This window comes from Bordetella sp. N, assembly GCF_001433395.1.
Taxonomy (GTDB): domain Bacteria; phylum Pseudomonadota; class Gammaproteobacteria; order Burkholderiales; family Burkholderiaceae_B; genus Bordetella_C.
This window is the reverse complement of record NZ_CP013111.1, coordinates 2,182,041-2,205,376: the sequence shown is the minus strand read 5'-3', so window position 1 is coordinate 2,205,376 and position 23,336 is coordinate 2,182,041. Positions and strand designations below refer to the sequence as shown.

Sequence of the window (23,336 nt, the reverse complement as noted above, 5' to 3'; positions counted from 1 at the left end):
GGTCTGGCGGCGTGTTGCGCCGCCGCCGTAGTGCCGGGTGCGAACCCGGGCACGCCTCACGCAGCAAAACCACATGCCCCGGCCCGCCGGGGCGTGTTTTAGAAAGAATGGAGCAAAGCATGGCTGAAATTACCGCTTCGATGGTCAAGGAACTGCGCGAAAAGACTGACGCGCCGATGATGGAGTGCAAGAAGGCACTGACCGAAGCCGAGGGCGATCTGGCCCGCGCCGAGGAAATCCTGCGCGTCAAGCTGGGCAACAAGGCCAGCAAGGCTGCCGCCCGCGTCACCGCCGAAGGCCTGATCGGTCTGTTCATCTCGGCCGACGCCAAGCAAGGCGCCGTCATTGAAGTCAACTGCGAAACCGACTTCGTCGGCAAGAACGCCGACTTCGTCGACTTCGTCAACAAGCTGGCCGAACTGGTCGCCGTGAAGAACCCGGCTGACGTGGCTGCCCTGGGCGCGCTGCCCTTCGCTGAAGGCACCGTCGAATCGACGCGCGCCGGCCTGGTCGGCAAGATCGGCGAAAACATCTCGGTGCGCCGCTTCAAGCGTATCGAAACCACCGACAAGCTGGCCAGCTATGTGCACGGCGGCCGTATTGGTGTGTTGGTCGAGTTCGCCGGCGCTGACAGCGTGGGTAAGGACCTGGCCATGCACATCGCCGCCACCAAGCCCAAGGCCCTGAACGCCGACGGCGTCCCGGCTGCCGACATCGCCGCCGAGCGCTCGGTTGCCGAGCAGAAGGCTGCCGAATCGGGCAAGCCGGCTGACATCGTCGCCAAGATGGTCGAAGGTTCGGTGCAGAAGTTCCTGAAGGAAGTGACGTTGATGTCGCAGCCTTTCGTCAAGAACGACAAGCAGTCGATCGAACAGATGCTCAAGGCCGAAAACGCCAAGATCGCTCAATTCGCCCTGTTTATCGTCGGCGAAGGCATCGAGAAGAAGGTTCTCGACTTCGCAGCCGAGGTGGCCGCGGCGGCGGCTGGCACGGCCTGATAGGCACCTAGCCCGGCTTTTCGCGTATCTTTACCAGCAGGCCGGCACTAGGCAAAGTCTAGGCCGGCCTGTTTCTTGTCTTACACTTTCGTCGGATCGAACCTAAAAGGGATAGCGCCTATGGCAACCAGATCGTATAAACGGGTTCTTCTCAAGCTGTCCGGCGAGGCCCTGATGGGCGAGGATGCCTTCGGGATCAACCGCGCGACCATCGGGCGCATGACCGAAGAAATCGCCGAAATCGCTGCCATGGGCGTTGAACTCGCCATCGTCATCGGCGGCGGCAACATTTTTCGCGGCGTGGCGCCGGGTGCCCAGGGCATGGACCGGGCCACCGCCGACTATATGGGCATGATGGCCACCATCATGAACGCCCTGGCCCTGCAGGATGCCCTCAAGCACCGCAGCGTCGATACGCGCGTGCAATCGGCGCTGAACATCGAACAGGTCGTCGAACCCTACATCCGCCCGAAGGCGCTGCGCTACCTCGAAGAGGGCAAGGTCGTCATTTTCGCGGCGGGTACCGGCAATCCCTTCTTCACCACCGATACGGCCGCCGCGCTGCGCGGTGCCGAAATCGGCGCTGAAATCGTCCTCAAGGCCACCAAGGTCGACGGCATCTACAGCGCGGATCCCAACAAGGATCCCGAAGCGACCCGTTATTCCCGCATCAGTTTCGATGAAGCCATCGTGCGCCGCCTCGAAGTCATGGACGCAACGGCTTTCGCCCTGTGCCGCGACCAGAAGCTGCCCATCAAGGTGTTTTCCATCAATAAATCGGGAGCCTTGAAGCGCGCCGTCAGCGGCGAAGACGAAGGCACGCTGGTCCACGTTTGAACATAAGGAGTCGCCATGAGCGTCGCAGACACCAAAAAATCGGCTGAATCACGCATGAGCAAGTCCCTCGAGACGCTCAAGGTGAATCTGTCCAAAATTCGCACCGGGCGCGCCCACACCGGCATCCTGGATCACGTGCAGGTGGAGTACTACGGTTCGCCCGTGCCCGTGGGGCAGGTGGCCAACGTCAACCTGATCGACGCTCGTACGCTGAACGTGCAACCCTACGAAAAGCATATGGCCGGCCCGATCGAAAAGGCCATCCGTGATTCGGACCTGGGCCTGAACCCGGTGTCGATGGGTGAAACCATCCGCGTGCCGATGCCCGCACTGACTGAAGAGCGTCGCCGCGACCTGACCAAGGTCGTGCGCAACGAAGGCGAGGACGCCAAGATCGCCGTGCGCAACCTGCGCCGTGAAGCCAACGACACCTTGAAGAAGCTGGTCAAGGACAAGACGATCTCGGAAGACGACGAGCGCCGCGCACAGGATGACGTGCAGAAGCTGACGGATCGTTGCGTCGCCGACATCGACAAGATGATCACCCAGAAAGAAGCGGAGATCATGACCGTCTAGTCGACGGCATGCCACCACTCATGGGTTTGCTCAGTTCCACCCAGGCCGTTCCCGAAATCTCGGCGGTCCCCCAGCACGTTGCCATCATCATGGATGGCAACGGTCGTTGGGCCACGCGGCGCCATTTGCCTCGCACGGCCGGTCACGCCAAGGGCGTGCAGGCGGTGCGCCGTGTCGTCGAAGGCTGCGGACGCCTGGGCGTGCGCTATCTGACGCTGTTCGCCTTCAGTTCCGAGAACTGGCGGCGCCCGGCCGAGGAAGTGTCGCTGCTCATGCGCCTGTTCGTACAGGCGCTGGAGCGCGAAGTCGACAAGCTGGATTCGCAGGGCGTGCGCCTGCGGGTCGTGGGCGACCTGTCGCCCTTCGAGCCGCGCCTGCGCGACCTGATCGATCAGGCGCAGGCGCGCACCGCCCACCACGACCGCCTGCACCTGTCGATCTGCGCCAACTATGGCGGTCGCTGGGACGTCCTGCAGGCGACCAAGCGCATGCTGGCGGAAAACCCCCAGCTGGCCCAGCAGCCTGACGGCATCGACGAAGCCACGCTCTCGCGCTATCTGTCGATGGCCTGGGCGCCCGAGCCCGATCTGTTCATCCGCACCGGCGGAGAGCAGCGCATTTCCAATTACCTGATCTGGCAATTGGCCTACACCGAGCTTTATTTCACCGACCGCTACTGGCCGGATTTCGGCGCCGCCGAACTGGCGGAAGCGTTCGAGTGGTACCGCACCCGCGAGCGCCGTTTCGGCCGTACCAGCGCCCAGTTGGGCAAGCGCTGACGCGCCTGTCCGCGGTGCGCGATCACAGGAGATTCACCGCATGCTAGGCCAGCGTATCGCCACCGCCATCGTTTTGCTGATTGTTTTGGGCCTGGCCATGAGCGTCGCCACGCCCTGGCCGTTCGTGGCGTTGCTGGCGCTGGCCACCGGCTGCGCCGGCTGGGAGTGGCTGCGCCTGACCCTGCCTGGCACGACCAAGCTGGCGGGCGCGGGTGCCGCCGGCTCTGGCTCCGGATACGGCGCCGTCATCGGCGGCGTGCTGCTGGCGCTGGTCAGCCTGGTCCTTGCCGCCCTGTGGCTGCAGACGCCCACGTCAGAAGCCAGCCTGCGCTCCGTGGGCTTCATGTTCAGCATCGTCGTCCCCGTGGCCGTCATTCTCTGGATCGTCGTCGCCGTCCCGACCGTGGTGCGCGGCCGCGCCGACGTGGCGCCGGCCAGCCTTGGCCTGAGCCTGTTCGCCGTGCCGGCGCTGCTGGCCGCCTGGGCCGTGCTGGCCATGCTCTTCGTTCAGCGCGGCCCGTGGTTCGTGCTTTCGCTGCTGGCGGTGGTGTGGGTGGCGGATATCGCCGCCTATTTCACCGGCCGCGCTTTCGGCCGCCGCAAGCTGGCGCCCCGCGTCAGTCCGGGCAAGACCGTCGAGGGCGCCCTTGGTGGCATCCTGGCCGTGGTGCTCTGGATCGCGGTCAGCAGCCTGTGGGCGCCCACCTTCGGCGCGGCCCTGGTGGCGCGTTGGGGCTGGGCCGGCGCCTTGCCGCTGGCCGTGGTGCTGGCGGCGCTGTCCATCATCGGCGATCTGTTCGAGTCCCTGCTCAAGCGGCGGGCCGGCCGCAAGGATTCCAGCGCCCTGTTGCCGGGCCACGGCGGCATCTACGATCGCATCGACGCAGTGCTGCCCGTGGCGCCCTTGGCGTTCATTCTTATCGGAGTCGGGTTTTGAGGGCATTTCAACGCATCGCCGTTCTGGGTTCCACGGGCTCCATCGGGGATAGCACGCTTGACGTGATCGCGCGTCATCCCGAGCTTTTTGGGGTTTATGCCCTGTCGGCCTTCAGCCGCATGGAAAAGCTGGCAGAGCAGGCCGCCGCCACGCGCGCCGCCGTCGTGGCAGTGCCAGACGCCGCCGCCGCGGGCCGTTTTCGCGACGCCTGGAGCGCCGGCAAATACAAGGCCGCCATGCCCGAGGTCCGCGTGGGTGTCCAGGCCCTGGCCGATACGGCCGCCGATGCGGGCTGCGACACTGTGGTGGCCGCCATCGTCGGCGCCGCCGGCTTGCCGTCGTCGCTGGCGGCAGCCCGAGCCGGTAAACGCATTCTGCTGGCCAACAAGGAAGCGCTGGTCGCCGCCGGGTCGCTGTTCATGGCCGCGGTGCGCGACAACGGCGCCGAACTGCTGCCTATCGACAGCGAACACAACGCGATTTTCCAGTGCCTGCCGCACGGCGCGCGCGCCAGCGCGCCGACCGCGCCCGCCGCCGGCGTGCGCCGCCTGCTCATCACCGCGTCCGGCGGACCTTTCCGTCAGCGCGATCCCGCCACCCTGCACGAGGTCACCCCTGACCAGGCCTGCGCCCACCCGAACTGGAGCATGGGCCGCAAGATTTCCGTCGACTCGGCGACCATGGTCAACAAGGGCCTGGAGGTCATTGAGGCACATTGGCTGTTCGCCATGCCGGCGGACCGCATCGAAGTCGTGATCCATCCGCAGAGCGTCGTCCATTCCATGGTGGAGTACGACGACGGTTCGGTGCTGGCGCAGTTGGGCCAGCCGGACATGCGCACCCCCATCGCCTACGGCCTCGGTTTTCCCGACCGGCTGCAAAGCGGCGTCGGCATGCTGGACCTGGTGCGCTGGGGCCGGCTCGATTTCGAAGCGCCCGACCTGCGCCGCTTTCCCTGCCTGGGCCTGTGCTTCGACGCCTTGCGGGCGGGGCAGGGCGCCTGCATCGCGCTGAACGCCGCCAATGAGCTCGCCGTGGCGGCCTTCCTGGCGGGCGATCTGGGCTATACCCGCATCGCCCCGGCCATCGCCGCAGCGCTCCAGTGGCAGGCGGGCCGGCCATCTGTTACGCTGAGCGGCCTGGAGGATGTCCTCGGCCTGGACGCCGAAGTGCGTGCCCTGGTGGCCGAATGGCTTATACATTCCCGGATTTCTTGAAATGCTCCTGACCCTGCTCGCTTTTGCCGTTGCCCTCGGCATCCTGATCACTTTCCACGAGCTGGGCCATTACTGGGCAGCGCGGGCCTGCGGCGTCGACGTCCACCGCTTCTCCATCGGCTTCGGCAAGGTGCTGCTGCGCCGGACCGACCGCAAGGGCACCGAATGGGCCATATCGGCCATTCCGCTGGGCGGCTACGTCAAGATGCAGGACGACCCCGCGCCGGGCGCCACGCCTGAACAGGCCGCGCGCGCGTTCAATGTCCAGCCGGTGCGCAACCGCATCCTCATCGTGGCCGCCGGCCCGGTCTTCAACCTGATCCTCGCCGTACTGCTGTACGCCGGCCTCAATCTGGCGGGTGTGCAGGAGCCGGCCGCCTTGCTGGCCCAGCCGGCCGCCGGTACGCCGGCCGCGCAGGCCGGTTTCCAGTCGGGCGATCGCATTCTTTCCATCGACAATCAGGCCGTCGTGTCCTGGAATGACGCCCGCTGGGCGCTGATGGACCGGGTCACGGACGGTGGCAGCGTCGAATTCGACGTGGCCACGGCGGCGGGCGGCACGCAGCGCCGCACCTTGACCCTGACCGGCAACCACATGGATCCCTCGAAGGGCGATCCCCTGGCCCCGACGGGCCTGCGGCTGCTTGAACCCAAGCCGGTAGTGCGGGGCGTGGTGCCGGGCAGCGCCGGCGAGCGCGCCGGGCTGCGCAATGGCGACGTCATCGTCGGCGTGGCCGGCCAGGCCACCCTGGACGCCGGCCGTGTCGTGGAAATCGTCCAGCAATACCCCGACAAAACGTTGCCGCTGCAAGTGCGGCGCGACGGTGCCGACCTGACTCTGTCGGCGGTGCCGCAGGCCGACCATGACGCCAATGGCCGGGTCATCGGCCGCATCGGCGTGCAATTGGGCGCCGACCTGCCCATGGTCACGGTGCGCTACGGCCTGGGCGAAAGCCTGTGGCAGGGCGCCACCCGCACCGCTGAAACCGCCTGGTTCTCCCTGCGCATGATGGGCCGCATGGTCACTGGCGCGGTGTCCTGGCGCAATATCAGCGGCCCGGTCACCATCGCCGACTACGCCGGCCAGACCGCCCGCATCGGCCTGGCGGCCTATATTTCCTATCTGGCGTTGATAAGTATCAGCCTGGGCGTCCTAAATCTCCTGCCTATCCCCATGCTTGATGGTGGACACCTGCTGTACTATCTGATCGAAATTTTACGCGGCAGTCCGCCGCCCTCGCGCTGGCTGGATATAGGGCAGCGCGCGGGTCTGGGATTGCTGGCGGGGCTGATGGGCCTCGCGCTTTTCAATGATTTCGCCAGGCTTTTCACGTAGCCGCGTGCCATAGACTCTCTTTCTGTCTTAAAATCCTTCGCCATTCGTACGACCCAAGGACTATCCAGGATGCTTTTTCGCAGGCTGTTTCAAAACAAGAAGGGAATGTGGGCGAGCCTTCTTGCCATGCTGCTGTTGCCAGCGCTGGCTCACGCCTTCGAACCCTTCGTCGTACGGGACATCCGCGTTGAGGGCATCCAACGGATCGACGCCGGTACGGTCTTCGGCTACCTGCCCGTCAAGGTAGGCCAGAAGTTCACCGAGGAAGACGCCACCGAAGCCGTGCGCCGGCTGTACGGCAGCGGCTTTTTCAGCGACGTCAGCGTCAATACCGACCGCGATGTGGTGGTGGTGAATGTGCAGGAACGCGCAACCATCGCCTCCATCAGCTTCAACGGCATGCGTGAGTTCGACGCCAAGGCGATCACCACGTCCTTGCAGCAGGTGGGTTTTGCCGAAGGCCGGATTTTCGACCGCTCCATGCTTGAGCGCGCCGAATTCGAACTGAAACAGCAGTACATGACCAAGGGCAAGTACGGCGTCGAAGTGACGGCTACCGTCACGCCGCTGCCGCGCAACCGGGTCGGTATCAGTTTTGATATTTTCGAAGGTGAAGTCGCACGCATCCGCGAAATTCACTTCGTCGGCAACAAGGCTTTCTCGGAAAGCGACCTGCTCGACCAGATTCAGCTGACCACGCCCGGCTGGCTGACCTGGTACACGGACACCGACAAGTATTCGCGCGAAAAGCTCGAAGGCGACGTCGAACGCATCCGTTCCTTCTACCTGGACCGCGGCTATCTGGAATACAACGCCGAGCCGCCCCAGGTGACGATCTCGCCCGATCGCAAGGACATCTTCATCACGTTCACCGTGCATGAAGGCGAGCCCTACAAGGTGCGCAGCGTGAAGCTGGCCGGCAACCTGTTGGGCCTGGACACTGAAATCAACAAGCTGGTCAAGATCAAGGCAGGGGATACGTTCTCCGCCGCCGAGGTCAACGACACCAACAAGGCCATCACGGACTACCTGGGCGAACTTGGCTACGCTTTCGCCAACGTCAACCCGAACCCGCAGATGGATCGTGCCAAGCACGAGACCGACCTGACGTTCTACGTCGATCCCAGCCGCCGCGTTTACGTGCGCCGCATCCAGATCGGCGGCAACACCCGCACCCGCGACGAAGTGGTGCGCCGTGAAATGCGCCAGCAGGAATCCGCCTGGTACGACGCCGGCGACATCAAGATGTCGCGCGACCGGATCGACCGCCTGGGTTACTTCAACGACGTCAACGTCAAGACCGATCCGGTTCCGGGCTCCCCCGACCAGGTCGACGTCAACGTCGACGTGAAGGAAAAGCCCACCGGCATGGTGAACCTGGGTGTGGGTTACGGCTCGACCGACCGCGCCATCCTGTCCGCGGGTATCAGCGAAGACAACGTGTTCGGCAGCGGTACCAACCTGACCCTGCAGTTGAACACCAGCGCCACCAACCGTGCCGCCGTGTTGTCGCACACCGATCCGTACTGGACCAAGGACGGCATCAGCCGCACCACGTCGCTGTACTACCGCCAGACCAAGCCCTTCCTGGACAATGACGGCGAATATCGGGTCAAGACCTACGGCCTGGGCATGAACTTCGGTATTCCTATTTCGGAATACGACCGCATCACGCTGGGCGGCGCCTTCGAGCGCAACCAGATCGATCTGTACGACGACTCCCCGCAGGCTTACCAGGACTTCGTCAAGCAGTACGGCGATTCGACCAACGCGTTCATCTTCACCAGCGGCTGGCAGAAGGACACCCGTGACAGCGCCCTGGCGCCGAACAAGGGCTACTTCACCAAGTTGCAGGCCCAGGCTTCGACCATGGACCTGAAGTACACGATGCTGTCGGGTCAGCAACAGATCTTCCTGCCGCTGAGCCGCAGCTACACGCTGGCCTTGAATGGCATGATCGACTACGGCAATGCCTACGGCGGCAAGGACTACCCGGTCATCAAGAACGTGTACGCCGGCGGTATCGGCACCGTGCGCGGCTATGAAGGTTCGTCCCTGGGTCCGCGCGATACGCTCACCGGCGACTATATCGGCGGTGCGCGCCGTATCGTGGCCAATGCCCAGTTGTACCTGCCGTTCCCTGGCGCCAACAAGGACCGCACGCTGCGCTGGTTCATCTTCACGGACGCCGGCCAGGTCAAGCCGGGTTCGGGCATGCAGTGCACCACCGGCAAGTCCAGCGACCCCGTCACCGATCCTTGCGGCTGGCGCTTCTCGGCTGGTGTAGGCCTGTCGTGGCAGTCGCCGCTGGGTCCGCTGCAGCTGTCCTATGCTCGACCGCTGAACCAGAAGCCGGGCGACGACTCGCAAAGCTTCCAGTTCCAGATTGGTACTGGTTTCTAAAAGCTAGCCAGCAGTGGCTAATGGTGGCCGGATGTTTCCGGCCGCCTGTTACCTATCCGGTTTAGTGGCACAATACCGTTTTGCTAGACCCTATCGAAGGTGAGATTTTCATGATGTCTGATTTCGCACGCAAACTGTCCCGTATCTCCCGCGCGGCCTCCGTCAACCTGATGGGCTCCGTAGTGGTGGCGGGCGCGCTGCTGGCGGGCGGTGCGTATGCGGCTCCCGCCGTGGCGCAAACTACCAAAATCGGCTTCGTCAATACCGAACGGATCCTGCGTGAATCGGGTCCCGCGAAGGCTGCGCAAGCCAAGATCGAGGCCGAATTCAAGCGCCGTGACGATGACCTGCAACGCGCCACCAGCACGCTGCGCTCGCAAGCCGAAAAGTACGACAAGGACGCCCCCGTGCTGTCCGAAGCGGACCGCGTCAAGCGCCAACGCGACCTGAGCAACACCGATGCCGATCTGCAGCGCCGTCGTCGCGAGTTCCAGGAAGACTTCAACCGTCGCCGCAATGAAGAATTCTCCGCCATCGTGGAGAAGGCCAACGCCGCGATCAAGCGTATCGCCGAACAGGAAAACTACGACCTGATCGTGCAAGACGCCGTGACGGTCAACCCGCGTGTCGACATCACCGACAGGGTGATCCAGGCTCTGGGCAAGTAATTTTCGCTTATGCCGATCCTGCTGGATATTGACCATGCACCGTCGCTCGACGAGCTGTTAGCCGCCACCGACACCACGGGTCTTGAGTGGCAGCTGAGCGCCGCTCCCGGCAGGACACTTCCGCGTATCCAGGGGCTGGGCACCTTGTCCAGCGCTGGTGCGACGGAAATCAGTTTCCTTGCCAATCCACGTTACCAGAGCCAGTTGCCCGGCACCCAGGCGGGTGCAGTCATCGTGTCTCCGGATGTGGAGCAGGCACTGGCGGCCGCGGCGCAAGGCGCTGATGCGTCGTCCGCGCCGGGTTTCGCCCGCGTCGTCTGCAAGAATCCCTATCTGCTCTATGCGCGTGTCGCGCAGTGGTTCGAGCGTGCGCGCCGGCCCAAGGCCGCGGCATCCATCCATCCCAGTGCTGTCGTGGCCGCGGACGCGGTCATCGGTGCCAATGTCCGCATTGGCCCTCACTGCGTGGTGGAAGCGGGCGCGCGTATCGGCGACAACGCCGTGCTGGGTCCCGCCTGTGTCATCGGCGTGGGCTCCGCCATCGGCGCTGACAGCCTGTTGCACGCCCGGGTAACGTTGTATGCGGGCGTAACCGTGGGCGCGCGCGCCATCCTGCATTCCGGCTGCGTGCTGGGGGCGGATGGCTTCGGTTTCGCGCCGGATCCGGCGCAGGGCGGTCGCGGTGCCTGGGGCAAGATTCCCCAGTTCGGCGGCGTCAGCGTGGGTGACGACGTGGAAATCGGCGCGAACACCACCATCGACCGTGGCGCGCTGGAAGACACGGTCATCAGTCACGGCGTCAAGCTCGACAACCAGATCATGGTCGCGCATAACGTGCGTATCGGCGCTTTCACGGCGGTTGCCGCCTGCGTCGGTATCGCCGGTTCGACTACCATCGGGGAGCGCTGCACCATAGGCGGTGCCTCGATGCTGTCGGGGCACCTGACCCTGGCGGATGACGTACATGTTTCAGGCGGCACGGCGATTACGTCCAACGTTTCCAAGCCGGGCCGGTACACTGGCGTCTATCCATACGCAGAACATGGAGACTGGCAGCGCAACGCCGCCGTGATACAGCAATTGGGACACATTCGTCGCCGTTTGCGCGACGTGGAAAAAAAATAGGGCAGGATGCCGTCTGCGCCGCCGGGGATAAACTGGCGCCGGCGGGCGCCAGCCCACATCACCGTACGTACTGCAGGAATATTAAAAACATGGAACTCGACATCAAAGGGATCCTGGACCGCTTGCCGCACCGCTACCCGATGCTACTCATCGATCGCGTGCTCGACATCCAGCCTGGTAAATCCATCGTCGCAATCAAGAACGTCTCGATCAACGAGCCGTTCTTCACGGGACACTTTCCCCACCATCCCGTCATGCCTGGCGTCCTGATCCTGGAAGCCATGGCGCAGGCCGCCGCGCTGTTTTCCTTCGCCGACGAAAGCGCGCTGAAGAAAGACGACAACTCGACGGTCTACTATTTCGTCGGTATCGACGGCGCGCGTTTCCGCCGCCCGGTAGTGCCTGGCGATCAGCTTCGCATTGAAGTCGAGGCCGAGCGCCTGAGCCGTACCATCTGCAAATACTCCGGCCGTGCGCTGGTCGACGGCCAGCTGGTCGCCGAGTCCAAGCTCATGTGCGCCATCCGCAGCCTGGAAGTTTAAATGTCCGGAAATATCCATCCCACCGCCGTCGTCGACCCGGCGGCCGAGATCGACAGTAGTGCGGTCATCGGCCCGTACAGCGTGATCGGACCCAACGTGCGCATCGGCGCGGGGACGGAGATAGGCCCACATTGCGTCATCGACGGTGTCACCACCATCGGTCGCGAGAACCGTTTTTACCGGTTCTGCTCGATCGGCGGGATGCCGCAGGACAAGAAGTACGCCGGCGAGCCCACCCGGCTCGAAATCGGTGACCGCAACACCGTCCGCGAATTCGTCACCTTCAACACCGGGACGGTGCAGGACGGCGGCGTTACCACGATAGGCAGCGACAACTGGGTCATGGCCTATGTCCACGTGGCGCACGATTGCCACATCGGCAGCAACACCATCCTGGCGAACTCGGTTCAGCTGGGTGGGCATGTGCGCGTGGGCGATTGGGCCATCATCGGCGGCCTGGTCGGCGTGCATCAGTTCAGCCGCATCGGCGCGCACAGCATGACCGGCGGCAACAGCTCGCTGATGCAGGACACGCCGCCTTACGTGCTGTCCGGCGGCAATCCGTGCCGGCCCGTGGGCATCAACGTCGAGGGCCTGAAGCGCCGCGGGTTCTCGCCCGCCGTCATTTCGGCCCTGCGCGATGCGTACAAGTCGATCTACCGTCGTGGCCTGTCCCTGCAGGAAGCCGCCGCGCAATTGCGCGAACGCCAGGAGCAGGAGCCGGAAACGCGGGAAGCCTTGCAAGTGATGCTGGACTTCATCGAAGTCAGCAACCGCGGCATCATCCGGCCGTGACCGCAAAGCCAGGGCGTATCGCCATGGTCGCCGGCGAGCCTTCCGGCGATCTTCTGGCGGCCCGTATCATCGATGGCCTGCATCATCACGATGCCAGCCTCCAGTTCCAGGGCATAGGTGGTCCGCGCATGCTGGCCCAGGGCTTCGAGTCCTGGCACCCCATGAATGCCTTGACCGTGTTCGGCTATGTCGACGCGCTCAAGCGTATTCCCAGCCTGCTGTCCATCTACGGCGACACCAAGCGGCGCCTGCTGGCGCAACCGCCTTCGGTGTTCGTCGGCATCGACGCGCCGGATTTCAACCTGAAGCTGGAGCTGCAATTGCGGCAGGCCGGCGTGCCGACGGTGCATTTCGTCGGCCCGTCGATCTGGGCCTGGCGCTACGAGCGTATCCACAAGATCCGCGAAGCGGTGTCGCACATGCTGGTGCTGTTTCCGTTCGAGGAAGAGATCTACCAGAAGGAAGGCATCCCGGTCACCTACGTCGGTCATCCCCTGGCGGGCACCATCCCCATGCAACCGGACCGCGCCGCAGCACGGGCGCGCCTGGGGCTGGAGCCGGGCGCCCGCATCCTGGCAATGATGCCCGGCAGCCGTTCTTCCGAAATCAAGGTGCTGGCGCCCCGTTTCCTGCAGGCCTTGCGCCTGTTGCAGGAACGCGACCCGGCCTTGCAGTGCGTGGTGCCCATGGTCAGCGCCCAGCGGCGCGCCGAGTTCGAAGGCTTCCTGCGCCAATATCCGGTGTCCAACCTGCGCATCGTTACGGCGGAAGACGCGGCCCCCGTCGCCGCACCTGCGCCCGCGTTGGCCGGGCAGGGCAATGGCCGGAGCGCTCCCGCGCCGGTGGCCTGGAGCGTCATGGAGGCGGCGGACGCGGTGCTGGTGGCCAGCGGTACGGCCACCCTGGAAGCCGCGCTGTTCAAGCGGCCGATGGTGATCTCTTACTATCTGCCGACGTGGATGCGCCGTATCATGTCGTGGAAGTCGAAACAGCAGCGCCCGTATCTGCCCTGGGTGGGTTTGCCGAATGTGCTGTTGCGCGACTTCGCGGTGCCGGAACTCCTGCAGGACGACGCCACGCCTGAAAAGCTGGCCGAGGCCACGTGGACGGCGCTGACCGACACCGCCAATGCGGCGCGGGTCGAGGCGCGCTTCACGGCCCTGCACCGGGACTTGCTGCGCGATACGCCGGCGCTTGCCGCGCAGGCCATCATCGAGGTGTCCTCACGTGGATCAGTCTGACCTTTTTGGCATGGATGGCCTGGCTGACGTTATCGTGGCCGGCGTGGACGAGGCGGGCCGTGGCCCCCTGGCCGGCGCCGTCTACGCCGCCGCCGTCATCCTGGATCCAAGCCGGCCCGTCGCCGGGCTGGCCGACTCCAAGATCCTGACCGCAGAACGGCGCGACGAACTGGCGCTGCTGATCCGCGCCAACGCTCACGCCTGGTTCATCGCCAAGGCCAGCGTCAAGGAAATCGACAAACTCAACATTCTGCGCGCCACCATGCTGGCCATGCAGCGCGCCGTGGCCGGCCTGGCCATGCAGCCGGGGCTGGCCCTGGTCGACGGCAATCAGGCGCCCAAGCTGAAATGCGGCGTCAAGACCATCATCAAGGGCGACGCCCTGGTGCCAGCGATTTCGGCGGCCTCCATCCTGGCCAAGACGGCACGCGATGCCGACCTGGTGCGCCTGCACGGCAAGTATCCGCACTACGGCTTCGACCAGCACAAGGGCTATGGCACGGCGCTGCACCTGGAGCGCCTGCGCGAGCATGGGCCTTGCCCGGAGCACCGGCAGAGCTTCGCGCCGATCAAGGCGTGGGCGAGCAAAGTCGACGTCACGATCGTCGAGACGACCATTTCACTGGTAGCGGACTGAGCTGCTGCCATGAAGCACATCGCCTCGCGCGACAATCCGCTGGTCAAGGACCTGCACCGCATCGCCACGGCCGCCGGGCGGCGTGACGCGCCGGCCTTGCTGGACGGCGTGCATCTGTGCCAGGCCTGGTTGCAGCATCAGGGCGTGCCGCAGCGGGCGCTGTTTGATGCCGAGCGGCTGGACCGGCCTGAACTGGCGGCTCTGGCCGCGCGATTGCCGGCCGACTGCTGCGTAGCGCTGGAGCCGCGGCTGCTGCACGGGCTGGCCAGCGTGGAAAGCGACCAGGGGGTGTTGTTCCTGGTGCAGCCGCCACGGCCCGTTCTGCCGGCCCGCGTGACGGAGGGCTGTGTGCTGCTGGACCGCGTGCAGGATCCCGGCAACGTGGGCACCTTGCTGCGTACCAGCGCGGCGGCGGGTATCCGCCACGTCATGCTGTCCGAAGGCTGTGCGGCCGCCTGGTCGCCCAAGGTCTTGCGCAGCGCCCAGGGGGCGCACTTCGCGCTGCAGGTGTACGAGAAGGTGGATTTGCTGGCGCTGACGGGCCGTTTGGACGTGCCCCTGGCCGCCACCACCCTGGAACGCTCGCAATCGCTCTACGACGCCGATTTGCCGCCCGCCTGCGCGTGGGTGTTCGGCCACGAAGGGCAGGGGGTGGCGCCGGAGCTGCTGGCCGCCGCGACCCTGCGGCTGCGGATTCCGCATGACAGCGCCGCCGTCGAGTCGCTCAACGTCGCCGCCGCCGCCGCCATCTGTCTATTCGATCAGAGAAGACGTCACCTGCCGCGCGGGTAGGCGCTTTTGCCAAAAGCACTGGCCTCCCTGATCGCGGACACAGCGGAGCTGGCTTTGCCAGTCCGCCAGTGTCGCCCCCTTGGGGGGCCGCGCTCCGCGCGGTACGGGGGGGCCTTCTACAGCGCGCGGTCCAGGCCGACCTCTTGGAGGACGGTCGTCGAGATTTCCTCGATCGACTTGGTCGTGGTCGACAGCCAGTCTATGCCTTCCAGCCGCATCATGCGTTCGGCTTCCATCACCTCGTAGCGGCACTGTTCGATCGACGCATATTTGCTGTTCGGGCGGCGCTCGTTGCGGACTTCGGCCAGGCGATCCGGCTGGATGGTCAAACCGAACAGCTTGTCGCGGTAGGGCGCGAGCGTCTTGGGCAAGGCGCCACGTTCGAAATCGTCCGGAATCAGCGGGAAATTGGCCGCCTTGACCGCGTACTGCATCGCCAGATACAGGCTGGTCGGCGTCTTGCCGCAGCGCGAAACCCCCACCAGGATGACGTCAGCCTCGGCCAGATTGGTGACGAATTGCCCGTCATCATGGGATAAGCTGAAGTTGATGGCATCGATCCGGTTGCGGTATTTCTCGCTGTTCGCGGCCATGTGCGAGCGCCCGATGGAATGGCTGGATTTCAGCCCCAGGGCCTGCTCGATGTGGCTGACGAAGGTGCCGAACAAATCCAGAAAGATGCCGTTGGCCTGACGCACGCGCGCCATGATCTCAGGATGCACCAGGGTGCTGAAGACGATGGGCTGCATGCCCGTCTCCGCGGCATTGCGGTCGATGCGCAGGGCGGCTTCCTCGGCTTTTTGCAAAGTGTCGACGAAGGGCAGGCGAATCTGGCGGAAATTGACTTCCTCGAACTGGGCCAGCACCGAGTGACTGAAGGTCTCGGCGGTGATCCCGGTGCTGTCCGAGACGATGTAGACGGTGCGTTCGGTAGGGGGTGTGGACATATGTAAAAAATTCCAACGGGGCAGGAGGGAAGGAGAAGCTGACCGGGTACAATCGGACCCCGATAAGTCACCCCAAGAGCGGTCCCAAGGCCAGTTTGGTCAGGGCGTGGAAATGTCCTGACCAAACTCGCTTTCATTCCATTGTAAAAGGTGACTTCAATGTCGTATGTCGTTTCTTTCGAGCAGCTCCGCATGACGGACGTGGACTCGGTAGGAGGTAAGAACGCTTCTCTCGGCGAAATGATCAGCCAGCTGTCCGGCGCGGGTGTCCGCGTCCCGGGCGGCTTCGCCACGACCGCCCAGGCTTTCCGCGACTTCCTGCAGACGTCCGGCCTGGACAAGCGTATCGCCGACCGTCTGTCCACCCTGAATCCGGAAGACGTCCGTGAACTGGCCCTGGCCGGCGCGGAAATCCGCCAATGGCTGGTCGATGAGCCGTTCTCGGCTGAGTTCGAGCAGCAGATCCGCAGCGCTTTCGCCGAGCTGGACAGCGACGGCAAGGGCACGTTCGCCGTGCGTTCGTCGGCCACCGCCGAAGACTTGCCGGATGCGTCCTTCGCCGGTCAGCAGGAAACCTTCCTCAACGTCGTCGGCATCGATGACGTGCTGGACAAGATCCGCCACGTGTTCGCGTCGTTGTACAACGACCGCGCCATCTCTTATCGCGTCCACAAGGGCTACGCCCACGCCGAAGTGGCGTTGTCGGCCGGCATCCAGCGTATGGTGCGCTCCGACAAGGGCAGCGCCGGCGTGGTGTTCACCATCGACACCGAATCCGGTTTCAAGGACGTGGTGTTCGTCACGTCGTCCTACGGCCTGGGCGAAACGGTGGTGCAGGGCGCCGTCAACCCGGACGAGTTCTACGTCTTCAAGCCCACGCTGGAACAGGGCCACTATCCCATCGTCGGCCGCCGTATCGGCTCCAAGCTGATCAAGATGGAATTCGACCCCGAGCGTCCCGAAGGCCGCGCCGTGCGCACGGTCGACGTGCCCGTCTCGGAGCGCAACCGCTATTCGCTGACCGACGAGGAAGTGACCGAACTGGCCCGCTACGCCGTCATCATCGAAAAGCACTACAAGCGCCCGATGGACATCGAGTGGGGCCGCGACGGTGTCGACGGCAAGATCTACATCCTGCAGGCACGCCCGGAAACGGTGAAGTCGCAGCAGTCGAATACCGATGTGCAGCAGCGCTACCGCCTGAAGGCCACCGGCACCGTGCTGGTCACCGGCCGCGCCATTGGCCAGAAGATCGGCTCGGGCCCCGTGCGCATCGTCGGCGACGTGTCCGAAATGGACAAGGTCCAGCCGGGCGACGTGCTGGTCACCGACATGACCGATCCCAACTGGGAACCGGTGATGAAGCGTGCCTCGGCCATCGTCACCAACCGTGGCGGCCGTACCTGCCACGCGGCCATCATCGCGCGTGAACTGGGCATCCCGGCCGTGGTGGGTTGCGCCACTGCCACCGACGACTTGAAGGAAGGCCAGTCGGTCACCGTGTCCTGCGCCGAAGGCGACGAAGGGCGCATCTATGACGGCCTGATCGAAACCGAGGTCGAGGAAGTACGCCGCGGCGAAATGCCCCCGATCGACGTCAAGATCATGATGAACGTCGGCAACCCGCAGCTGGCTTTCGACTTCGCCCAGATCCCCAACGAAGGCGTGGGCCTGGCGCGTCTGGAATTCATCATCAACAACAACATCGGTATCCACCCGAAGGCGGTGCTGGATTATCCGAATGTCGATGGCGAGCTGAAGAAAGCCGTGGAATCGGCCGCCCGTGGCTACGCCAGCCCGCGCGCCTTCTTCGTCGAGAAGCTGGCCGAAGGTATCGCCACCATCGCTTCGGCCTTCTGGCCCAAGTCGGTGATCGTGCGCCTGTCGGACTTCAAGTCCAACGAGTACCGCAAGCTGGTGGGCGGTTCGCGCTACGAGCCCGAGGAAGAGAACCCCATGCTGGGCTTCCGCGGCGCGTCGCGCTACATCGCCGAGGAGTTCGACGAGTGCTTCCGCATGGAATGCGAAGCGCTCAAGCGCGTGCGTGACGAGATGGGCCTGACCAACGTCGAGATCATGGTTCCCTTCGTCCGTACGGTCAGCCAGGCCGAGCGCGTGGTGGGCCTGCTGGACAAGCATGGCCTGAAGCGTGGCGAAAACGGCCTGCGCCTGATCATGATGTGCGAAGTGCCCTCCAACGCCATCCTGGCCGACGAGTTCCTGGTGCACTTCGACGGCTTCTCGATCGGTTCGAACGACATGACCCAGCTGACCCTGGGCCTGGACCGTGACTCCGGCATGGAACTGCTGGCGGCGGACTTCGACGAGCGTGACGAAGCAGTGAAGTTCATGCTGCGCCGTGCCATCAAGGCTTGCCTGGCGGCGAACAAGTACGTGGGTATCTGCGGCCAGGGCCCCAGCGACCACCCGGACTTCGCGCAATGGTTGAAGGACGAAGGCATCCTGTCGATGTCGCTGAACCCGGATACGGTTGTCGATACCTGGCAGCAACTGGCCAAGTAATCGGGTCGCATTCCAGCCCAAAGAAAACGGGCCGCCTCTTACCAGAGGCGGCCCGTTTTCTTGAACTTAGCCGGATCAATACCGCGCCAGCGCCTGACGAAAGGTCAGTCCATCGCCTTCAGGCACCCGCAGGATGCCTTTTTCCTTCAGCAGCGGCAGCACCTGTTCGGCCACCGCGCGGAAGTCATTGCCGCCCTTGAACACGAAGCCGTCGGCGGCGCGGTCGTCGAACCACGCGGCGATCTCGTCCGCGATGGTCCACGCGGTACCGATCAGCGTCAGGTGGCCGAAGCCGTAGACCTCGATCAGGAAGTCGCGCAAGGTGATGCCCGGGCGTGACAGATACTCATGCAACAGCAGGCCGCGACTGCGACGCCGCTCCACCTGAGCCAGGGCCGCCTTGCTCGGCACTGCGGCGGCGGGGATGAGGTCGTCCAGGCGCAGGTCGCCCAGCTTGAACAGCGGCGCCTCGCGGATGATCTTGTCGCGATAGTTCAGCAGATTGCGGTCGGTGAACTGGGCGCGGTTCAGGGCTTCCGCCTCGGCGTGCGTGGCGCCGATGAAGATGTTCAACCCGGGCAGTATTTTCAGGTCTTCCGGTTGTCGCCCATGCGCGGCGACGCGCCGTTTCAGATCGGCATAGAACTCCCTGCCGGACGCGCGGTCGGGCGATGCCGCGAACACGATCTCCGCGTGGCGGGCCGCGAAGTCCAGGCCTTCCTCGGACGCGCCGGCCTGGACGATGACGGGTCTGGCCTGCGGCCCCGGGGCGATGTCCAGCGCTTCCTTGACCCGGTAGTAGTCGCCGGTGAAGTGGGTTTCATCGATGAAGTTGCCGTCGAAGCGTATCCCTGCGTCGGTATGGGTCACGGCGCCTTCCTTCCAGCCTGACCACAGCTTGTAGGTGACCGCCATGAACTCGTCCGCGCGGCGGTAGCGTTCCGCCAGCGGCGGCAGGACGCCGTTGCCGAAGTTGCCCTCGCCATAGTAGGACGTGACCACGTTCCACCCCGCGCGGCCGGCGCTCAGGTTGTCCAGCGAGGTCAGATAGCGGGCGACGTTATAGGGCTCGGTATAGGACGTCGATTCGGTGATGATCAGGCCCACGCGCCGGGTGTGCTGCGACAGGGCGCTGAGCAGCGACAGCGGCTCGTAGCCCGCACGGGCGCGGATTTCCTTTTTGGGCGCGTCGAAACCCAGGAAATCCGGCTTGAACAGGGCGTCGAAACCGGCCTGCTCCGCCAGTTGCGCGTGCTCGACGAAGTTGGCGATCTGGAAGCGGTCGAGCCTGCGCTGGGCAGCGGGGTTGCCTTGGTAGAAGGCATTGGGGTCGGCGAAAGCGACGAGTACCAGGCGATCTGGGCGGGCGGACATGGATGGATTCCAGGAATGGGTCGAGGTTGGCCGCGGCGCTCACACCGCGATTTTGAGCAGGGGAAGCCGTTCCCAGGCCTGGGCCGCAGGACGTGGCTGGGGAATGGCAGCGAGCAGCGAGCACGTGTAGGCATCGCGCGGACGCCCGAACACCTGCTCCACGCTGCCTTGCTCCACGACCTTGCCGTGCTTGAGCACGGTGACGTTGTCGGCGAATTGCCGTACCAGCGCCAGGTCGTGCGAGACAAAGAGGTAGGTCAGGCCCAGTTGGCGTTGCAGGTCGACCAGCAGGTCCAGGATGCCCGCCTGCACGCTGACGTCGAGGGCTGACGTGGGCTCGTCCAGCACCAGCACTTGCGGCCGCAGGATGAGCGCGCGGGCGATCGCCACGCGCTGGCGTTGGCCGCCGGACAGGGCTTCCGGGCGGCGTTCCAGCATGTCGGGGGCCAGGCCCACGGCCAGCAATTGCGCGCGCACCAGCGCGTCGCGTTCGCCGCGCGCGCCGATGCCGTAGCGGTCTAGCGGCTCGCGCAGGATGCGGCGGACGCGCCACGTGGGATCCAGGGAGGTATAGGGATTCTGGTAGACCAGCTGCAGATCGCGGCGCAGGGTGCGCAGCGCGACATCGTCGCGGCCGTGCACCGGCTGTCCCGCCACGCGCAGGGCGCCCGTGTCGGGTTGTTCCAGGCCCAGCAGCAGCCGGACCAGCGTGGTCTTGCCCGAGCCGGACTCGCCCACCAGGGCGTGGGTGCTGCCGCGAGCCACGTTGAAAGACACGTCGTCCACGGCATGCACGGGGCGCCCATCCACCTGGAACGACTTGCGCGCGTTGCGGACTTCGACGAGCGCCGGCGCGCCGGCGTTGGCTGCTTGCGCGGGTCGATACCGGTCCGGATTCAAGGCCGGGACGTCGGCCTGCAACTGGCGCGCATAGGCCGACGCCGGGGCCAGGAAGATCCGGGCGGCAGGCGCGCTTTCCTGCACCACGCCGCCGCGCAGCACCACCACGTCGTCCGCGCGCTCGGCGGCGATGGCAAGGTCATGCGTGATCAGCAGCAGACTGATGTCCAGCCGCGACTGCAGATCGGTCAGCAGGTCCAGGATGCGTTTCTGGATGGTCACGTCGAGCGCCGAGGTCGGCTCGTCCGCCACCAGCAGGGCGGGCTTGGGCAGCACCGCCAGGCCGATCAGCACGCGTTGCAGCATGCCGCCCGACAGCTGGTGCGGATAGGACCGATACACGCGGCGCGGGTCGCTCAGGCCGACCAGCTCGAAAACTTCCAGGATCTGTTCGCGCTCCGCCGCCACATCGTCCAGGCCCAGCAGGCGCGCGGCTTCGTGCGCCTGGGCGCCGATGGTGCGCACGGGATTGAGCGCGTTCTGTGGATCCTGCGGGACGAAGCCCAGCGCCCGGCCGCGCAGGGCGCGCACGCGCGCTTCCGGCAGGGCCAGGATGTCCTGGCCCCTGAAGAAAACCTGTCCACCCAGCACGCGAGCGCTTGCAGGCAACAGGCGCAACACCGTCTTGGCCACGGTGGACTTGCCCGAGCCGGACTCGCCGATCAGGGCCACGCTGCGGCCGCGGGCCAGGGCGAAGTCGACACCGTCAAGGACCTGGCGGCCGTTGCCACCATAGGACACCGACAGATTCTGGACGCGCAGGATTTCCGCGGGGGTAACGGCGTAGAGCATGCAAGCCTCCATGAAGGGGTCAGCGGGTGCGGCGGATCCAGCGGCTGAGTCGGTTCACGCTCAGCACGGTGGCGACGATCACGGCGGCCGGGGCATAGACCAGCCACGGCGCGCTGGGATAATCCTTGCCGTTGGACACCAGCAGGCCCCAGTCCGAAGCCGGTGGCGGATCGCCATAGCCCAGGAAAGCCAGGCCGGCGATGACCAGGATGGACGTCCCGAACTGCAACACCGCCAGGGCCAGCACCGACCGGCGCGCATTGGGCAGGACGTGGCGCAGCAGGATGTGCCAGCGCGACCCACCCGCCAGGGCGGAGGCCTCGACGAACACCGACGCACGGGTCTTCAACACTTCCGCGCGCATCAGCCGGGCGAACACGGCGATCGCGGCCACGCCGGTGGCGATGGCGACGTTGGTGGTCTGGAAACCGAAGGAACTGACGATGACCACCGCCAGCAGGAAGTTGGGGATGGACAGCAGCACGTCGATCAGGCGGGCGCACAGGGCGTCGATCCAGGCGCCGCCGTAACCGCTGGCCAGGCCCACCAGGCCGCCCGCGAACAAGCCGATGACCACCGCGATGAACGCGCTGGTGACCGAGGACCAGGCGCCGTACACCACGCGGGCATACACATCGCGCCCCAGGTGGTCCGTGCCGAACCAGTGGGCCGCGCTGGGCGGCAGCAGCTTCTGCGCGGTCTTGCCGATGTAGGGGCTTTGGCTGGTGAACCATTCGGGGAAGAGGGAGGCCGCCAGGACCAGCGCCAGGATGACCAGCGCGACCGCCGCCGCGAGCGGCAGCCCCGCACCGTCGAAGCTATGGCGGCGCGCGCGCCACCATGCCGGTCGCGTCGCTGGCCCGCTCGAGCCGGCATCCCGTGCATCCGCGGCCACGCTGGCCGCCTGTATGTGCGCCATCAGGACACCGCCTCGGTCGGGTTGACCGCGCGTCCGCCTGAACGCAGACGCGGATCCAGCAGGGGATAGATCAGGTCCGCCGCCAGGTTGACCACCACGAATACGACGGCTGCCAGCGACACGACCGCCTGCAGCACGGGAAAATCCTGCGTCGCCACCGCGCTCTGCACCAGCGAACCGACACCCTTGCGGCCAAAGATCGTCTCGGTGATCAGCGAGCCGCCCAGCAACTCGCCCACGGCCAGCGCGATCATGGTGACCACCGGCAGGGAAGAGGGGCGCAGCAAATGGGCGAAGAACAGGCGTGTATGCGCCAGCCCGCGCGCGCGCGCCACCGTGGCGTACTCCTGGCGCGCTTCGTGGTCGAGATTGGCGATCAGCACCTCGGCGATATGCGCCGACACCGGGATGCCCAAGGTGATGGCGGCGAACAGCGTGGCCGTCGCGCTGTCGGGCTGGGTGATGCGGAACAGGCCGAATTGGAAGGCGAAGATCTGGATCAGGGCCAGGCCGATGACGAAGCCGGGTATAGCCAAGTACAGCGAGGGCAGGGCACGCAGCAAGCCCTGGCCCAGCCTTGGCGGCAGATTCAGCGCGCCATAGGAGATCAGCATGGCCAGCGCCAATGCCACCGCCAGCGCCGACCCCGCCAGGGCGAGCGTCGGGGGCAGGGCCTGGGCGATCATCGTCGACACGGCGATGCTGGAGCGGAAGGACACGCCGAAATCCCCGGTCACGAAGCGCGACAGCGACAGCCACAACTGCTCCAGCACGGGCCGGTCCAGGCCGTAGTAGGCGATGATGGGCTTGATGTCGGCTTCCGTGAAACCGCTATCCGGGTTCAACAGCGTGTTGGAGATGGGGTCGCCCGGCAGCACGCTGATGACCAGGAAAGTCAGGACGTAGGCCGCCAGGATGACGCCGATGGCGTGGACCAGGCGGCGCAGGGCATAGCGCAAGTACGGCGGGGTTTGCATGGGACTGTCCGGCGCGGAGTA

21 protein-coding genes are annotated in these 23,336 nt (G+C 65.3%); 16 read left to right on the top strand and 5 right to left on the bottom strand.

Annotated elements, in window-relative coordinates; all coding sequences use genetic code 11:
* Positions 1-119: 119 nt before the first annotated feature.
* The 15 genes from tsf (at position 120) to ASB57_RS09400 (ending at position 14,883) form a co-directional block, all read left to right on the top strand.
* On the top strand, positions 120-998 hold the full coding sequence (tsf, locus tag ASB57_RS09470; protein ID WP_057652002.1) for a translation elongation factor Ts: 879 nt from the start codon (positions 120-122) through the stop codon (positions 996-998).
* A 120-nt stretch (positions 999-1,118) separates the two neighbouring features.
* The gene (gene pyrH, locus ASB57_RS09465) at positions 1,119-1,835 is read left to right on the top strand and encodes a UMP kinase (RefSeq protein WP_057652001.1); all 717 of its coding nucleotides are present in this window, start codon (positions 1,119-1,121) and stop codon (positions 1,833-1,835) included.
* Positions 1,836-1,850: 15 nt separating this feature from the next.
* A complete protein-coding gene (gene frr, locus ASB57_RS09460) occupies positions 1,851-2,411 on the top strand; it encodes a ribosome recycling factor (protein ID WP_057652000.1) in 561 nt (186 codons plus the stop codon).
* An 8-nt stretch (positions 2,412-2,419) separates the two neighbouring features.
* A complete protein-coding gene (gene uppS, locus ASB57_RS09455; protein ID WP_156414111.1) occupies positions 2,420-3,190 on the top strand; it encodes a polyprenyl diphosphate synthase in 771 nt (256 codons plus the stop codon).
* A 40-nt stretch (positions 3,191-3,230) separates the two neighbouring features.
* A complete protein-coding gene (locus tag ASB57_RS09450) occupies positions 3,231-4,127 on the top strand; it encodes a phosphatidate cytidylyltransferase (RefSeq protein WP_057651998.1) in 897 nt (298 codons plus the stop codon).
* The gene (locus ASB57_RS09445) at positions 4,124-5,344 is read left to right on the top strand and encodes a 1-deoxy-D-xylulose-5-phosphate reductoisomerase (protein ID WP_057651997.1); all 1,221 of its coding nucleotides are present in this window, start codon (positions 4,124-4,126) and stop codon (positions 5,342-5,344) included. Before ASB57_RS09450 ends, ASB57_RS09445 begins: the two co-directional genes overlap by 4 nt.
* Before the next feature lies 1 nt (position 5,345).
* The gene (gene rseP / locus ASB57_RS09440; protein ID WP_057651996.1) at positions 5,346-6,680 is read left to right on the top strand and encodes an RIP metalloprotease RseP; all 1,335 of its coding nucleotides are present in this window, start codon (positions 5,346-5,348) and stop codon (positions 6,678-6,680) included.
* 69 nt (positions 6,681-6,749) lie between these two features.
* The gene (gene bamA, locus ASB57_RS09435) at positions 6,750-9,083 is read left to right on the top strand and encodes an outer membrane protein assembly factor BamA (RefSeq protein WP_057651995.1); all 2,334 of its coding nucleotides are present in this window, start codon (positions 6,750-6,752) and stop codon (positions 9,081-9,083) included.
* A gap of 110 nt (positions 9,084-9,193) precedes the next feature.
* Entirely contained in the window at positions 9,194-9,751 is a 558-nt protein-coding gene (locus ASB57_RS09430; protein ID WP_057651994.1) for an OmpH family outer membrane protein, read from the top strand.
* A gap of 9 nt (positions 9,752-9,760) precedes the next feature.
* Positions 9,761-10,876: a UDP-3-O-(3-hydroxymyristoyl)glucosamine N-acyltransferase gene (gene lpxD, locus ASB57_RS09425; protein ID WP_057651993.1), complete on the top strand. Its 1,116-nt coding sequence runs from the start codon at positions 9,761-9,763 to the stop codon at positions 10,874-10,876.
* A gap of 89 nt (positions 10,877-10,965) precedes the next feature.
* Complete coding sequence (gene fabZ, locus ASB57_RS09420; protein ID WP_057651992.1) at positions 10,966-11,418, top strand: 3-hydroxyacyl-ACP dehydratase FabZ; 453 nt, start codon at positions 10,966-10,968, stop codon at positions 11,416-11,418.
* The gene (gene lpxA / locus ASB57_RS09415) at positions 11,419-12,213 is read left to right on the top strand and encodes an acyl-ACP--UDP-N-acetylglucosamine O-acyltransferase (RefSeq protein ID WP_057651991.1); all 795 of its coding nucleotides are present in this window, start codon (positions 11,419-11,421) and stop codon (positions 12,211-12,213) included. It begins immediately after the preceding gene.
* Between the two features lie 23 nt (positions 12,214-12,236).
* Positions 12,237-13,454: a lipid-A-disaccharide synthase gene (lpxB, locus tag ASB57_RS09410; RefSeq protein ID WP_057651990.1), complete on the top strand. Its 1,218-nt coding sequence runs from the start codon at positions 12,237-12,239 to the stop codon at positions 13,452-13,454.
* Positions 13,441-14,091, top strand: a complete 651-nt coding sequence (gene rnhB / locus ASB57_RS09405; RefSeq protein WP_057651989.1) for a ribonuclease HII — start codon at positions 13,441-13,443, stop codon at positions 14,089-14,091. The genes lpxB and rnhB overlap by 14 nt, the downstream gene beginning before the upstream one ends.
* Before the next feature lie 9 nt (positions 14,092-14,100).
* Positions 14,101-14,883: an RNA methyltransferase gene (locus tag ASB57_RS09400; RefSeq protein WP_057651988.1), complete on the top strand. Its 783-nt coding sequence runs from the start codon at positions 14,101-14,103 to the stop codon at positions 14,881-14,883.
* Positions 14,884-14,999: 116 nt separating this feature from the next.
* Here ASB57_RS09400 and ASB57_RS09395 read toward each other — a convergent pair whose 3' ends face one another.
* The gene (locus ASB57_RS09395; RefSeq protein ID WP_057651987.1) at positions 15,000-15,830 is read right to left on the bottom strand and encodes a pyruvate, water dikinase regulatory protein; all 831 of its coding nucleotides are present in this window, start codon (positions 15,828-15,830) and stop codon (positions 15,000-15,002) included.
* 159 nt (positions 15,831-15,989) lie between these two features.
* Between ASB57_RS09395 and ppsA the strand changes: the two genes are divergently transcribed.
* The gene (gene ppsA / locus ASB57_RS09390) at positions 15,990-18,353 is read left to right on the top strand and encodes a phosphoenolpyruvate synthase (RefSeq protein WP_057651986.1); all 2,364 of its coding nucleotides are present in this window, start codon (positions 15,990-15,992) and stop codon (positions 18,351-18,353) included.
* A gap of 75 nt (positions 18,354-18,428) precedes the next feature.
* Here the strand turns inward: ppsA and ASB57_RS09385 are convergent, their stop codons facing one another.
* Genes ASB57_RS09385 through ASB57_RS09370 form a run of 4 tightly spaced genes read right to left on the bottom strand, consistent with a single transcriptional unit; the run spans position 18,429 to position 23,315 of the window.
* Positions 18,429-19,727, bottom strand: a complete 1,299-nt coding sequence (locus ASB57_RS09385) for an NtaA/DmoA family FMN-dependent monooxygenase (protein ID WP_057651985.1) — start codon at positions 19,725-19,727, stop codon at positions 18,429-18,431.
* A 39-nt stretch (positions 19,728-19,766) separates the two neighbouring features.
* Positions 19,767-21,419, bottom strand: a complete 1,653-nt coding sequence (locus tag ASB57_RS09380) for an ABC transporter ATP-binding protein (protein WP_057651984.1) — start codon at positions 21,417-21,419, stop codon at positions 19,767-19,769.
* A gap of 19 nt (positions 21,420-21,438) precedes the next feature.
* Entirely contained in the window at positions 21,439-22,338 is a 900-nt protein-coding gene (locus ASB57_RS09375) for an ABC transporter permease (protein ID WP_082621491.1), read from the bottom strand.
* Positions 22,338-23,315, bottom strand: a complete 978-nt coding sequence (locus ASB57_RS09370; protein ID WP_057651983.1) for an ABC transporter permease — start codon at positions 23,313-23,315, stop codon at positions 22,338-22,340. Before ASB57_RS09370 ends, ASB57_RS09375 begins: the two co-directional genes overlap by 1 nt.
* Between the last annotated feature and the right edge of the window lie 21 nt (positions 23,316-23,336).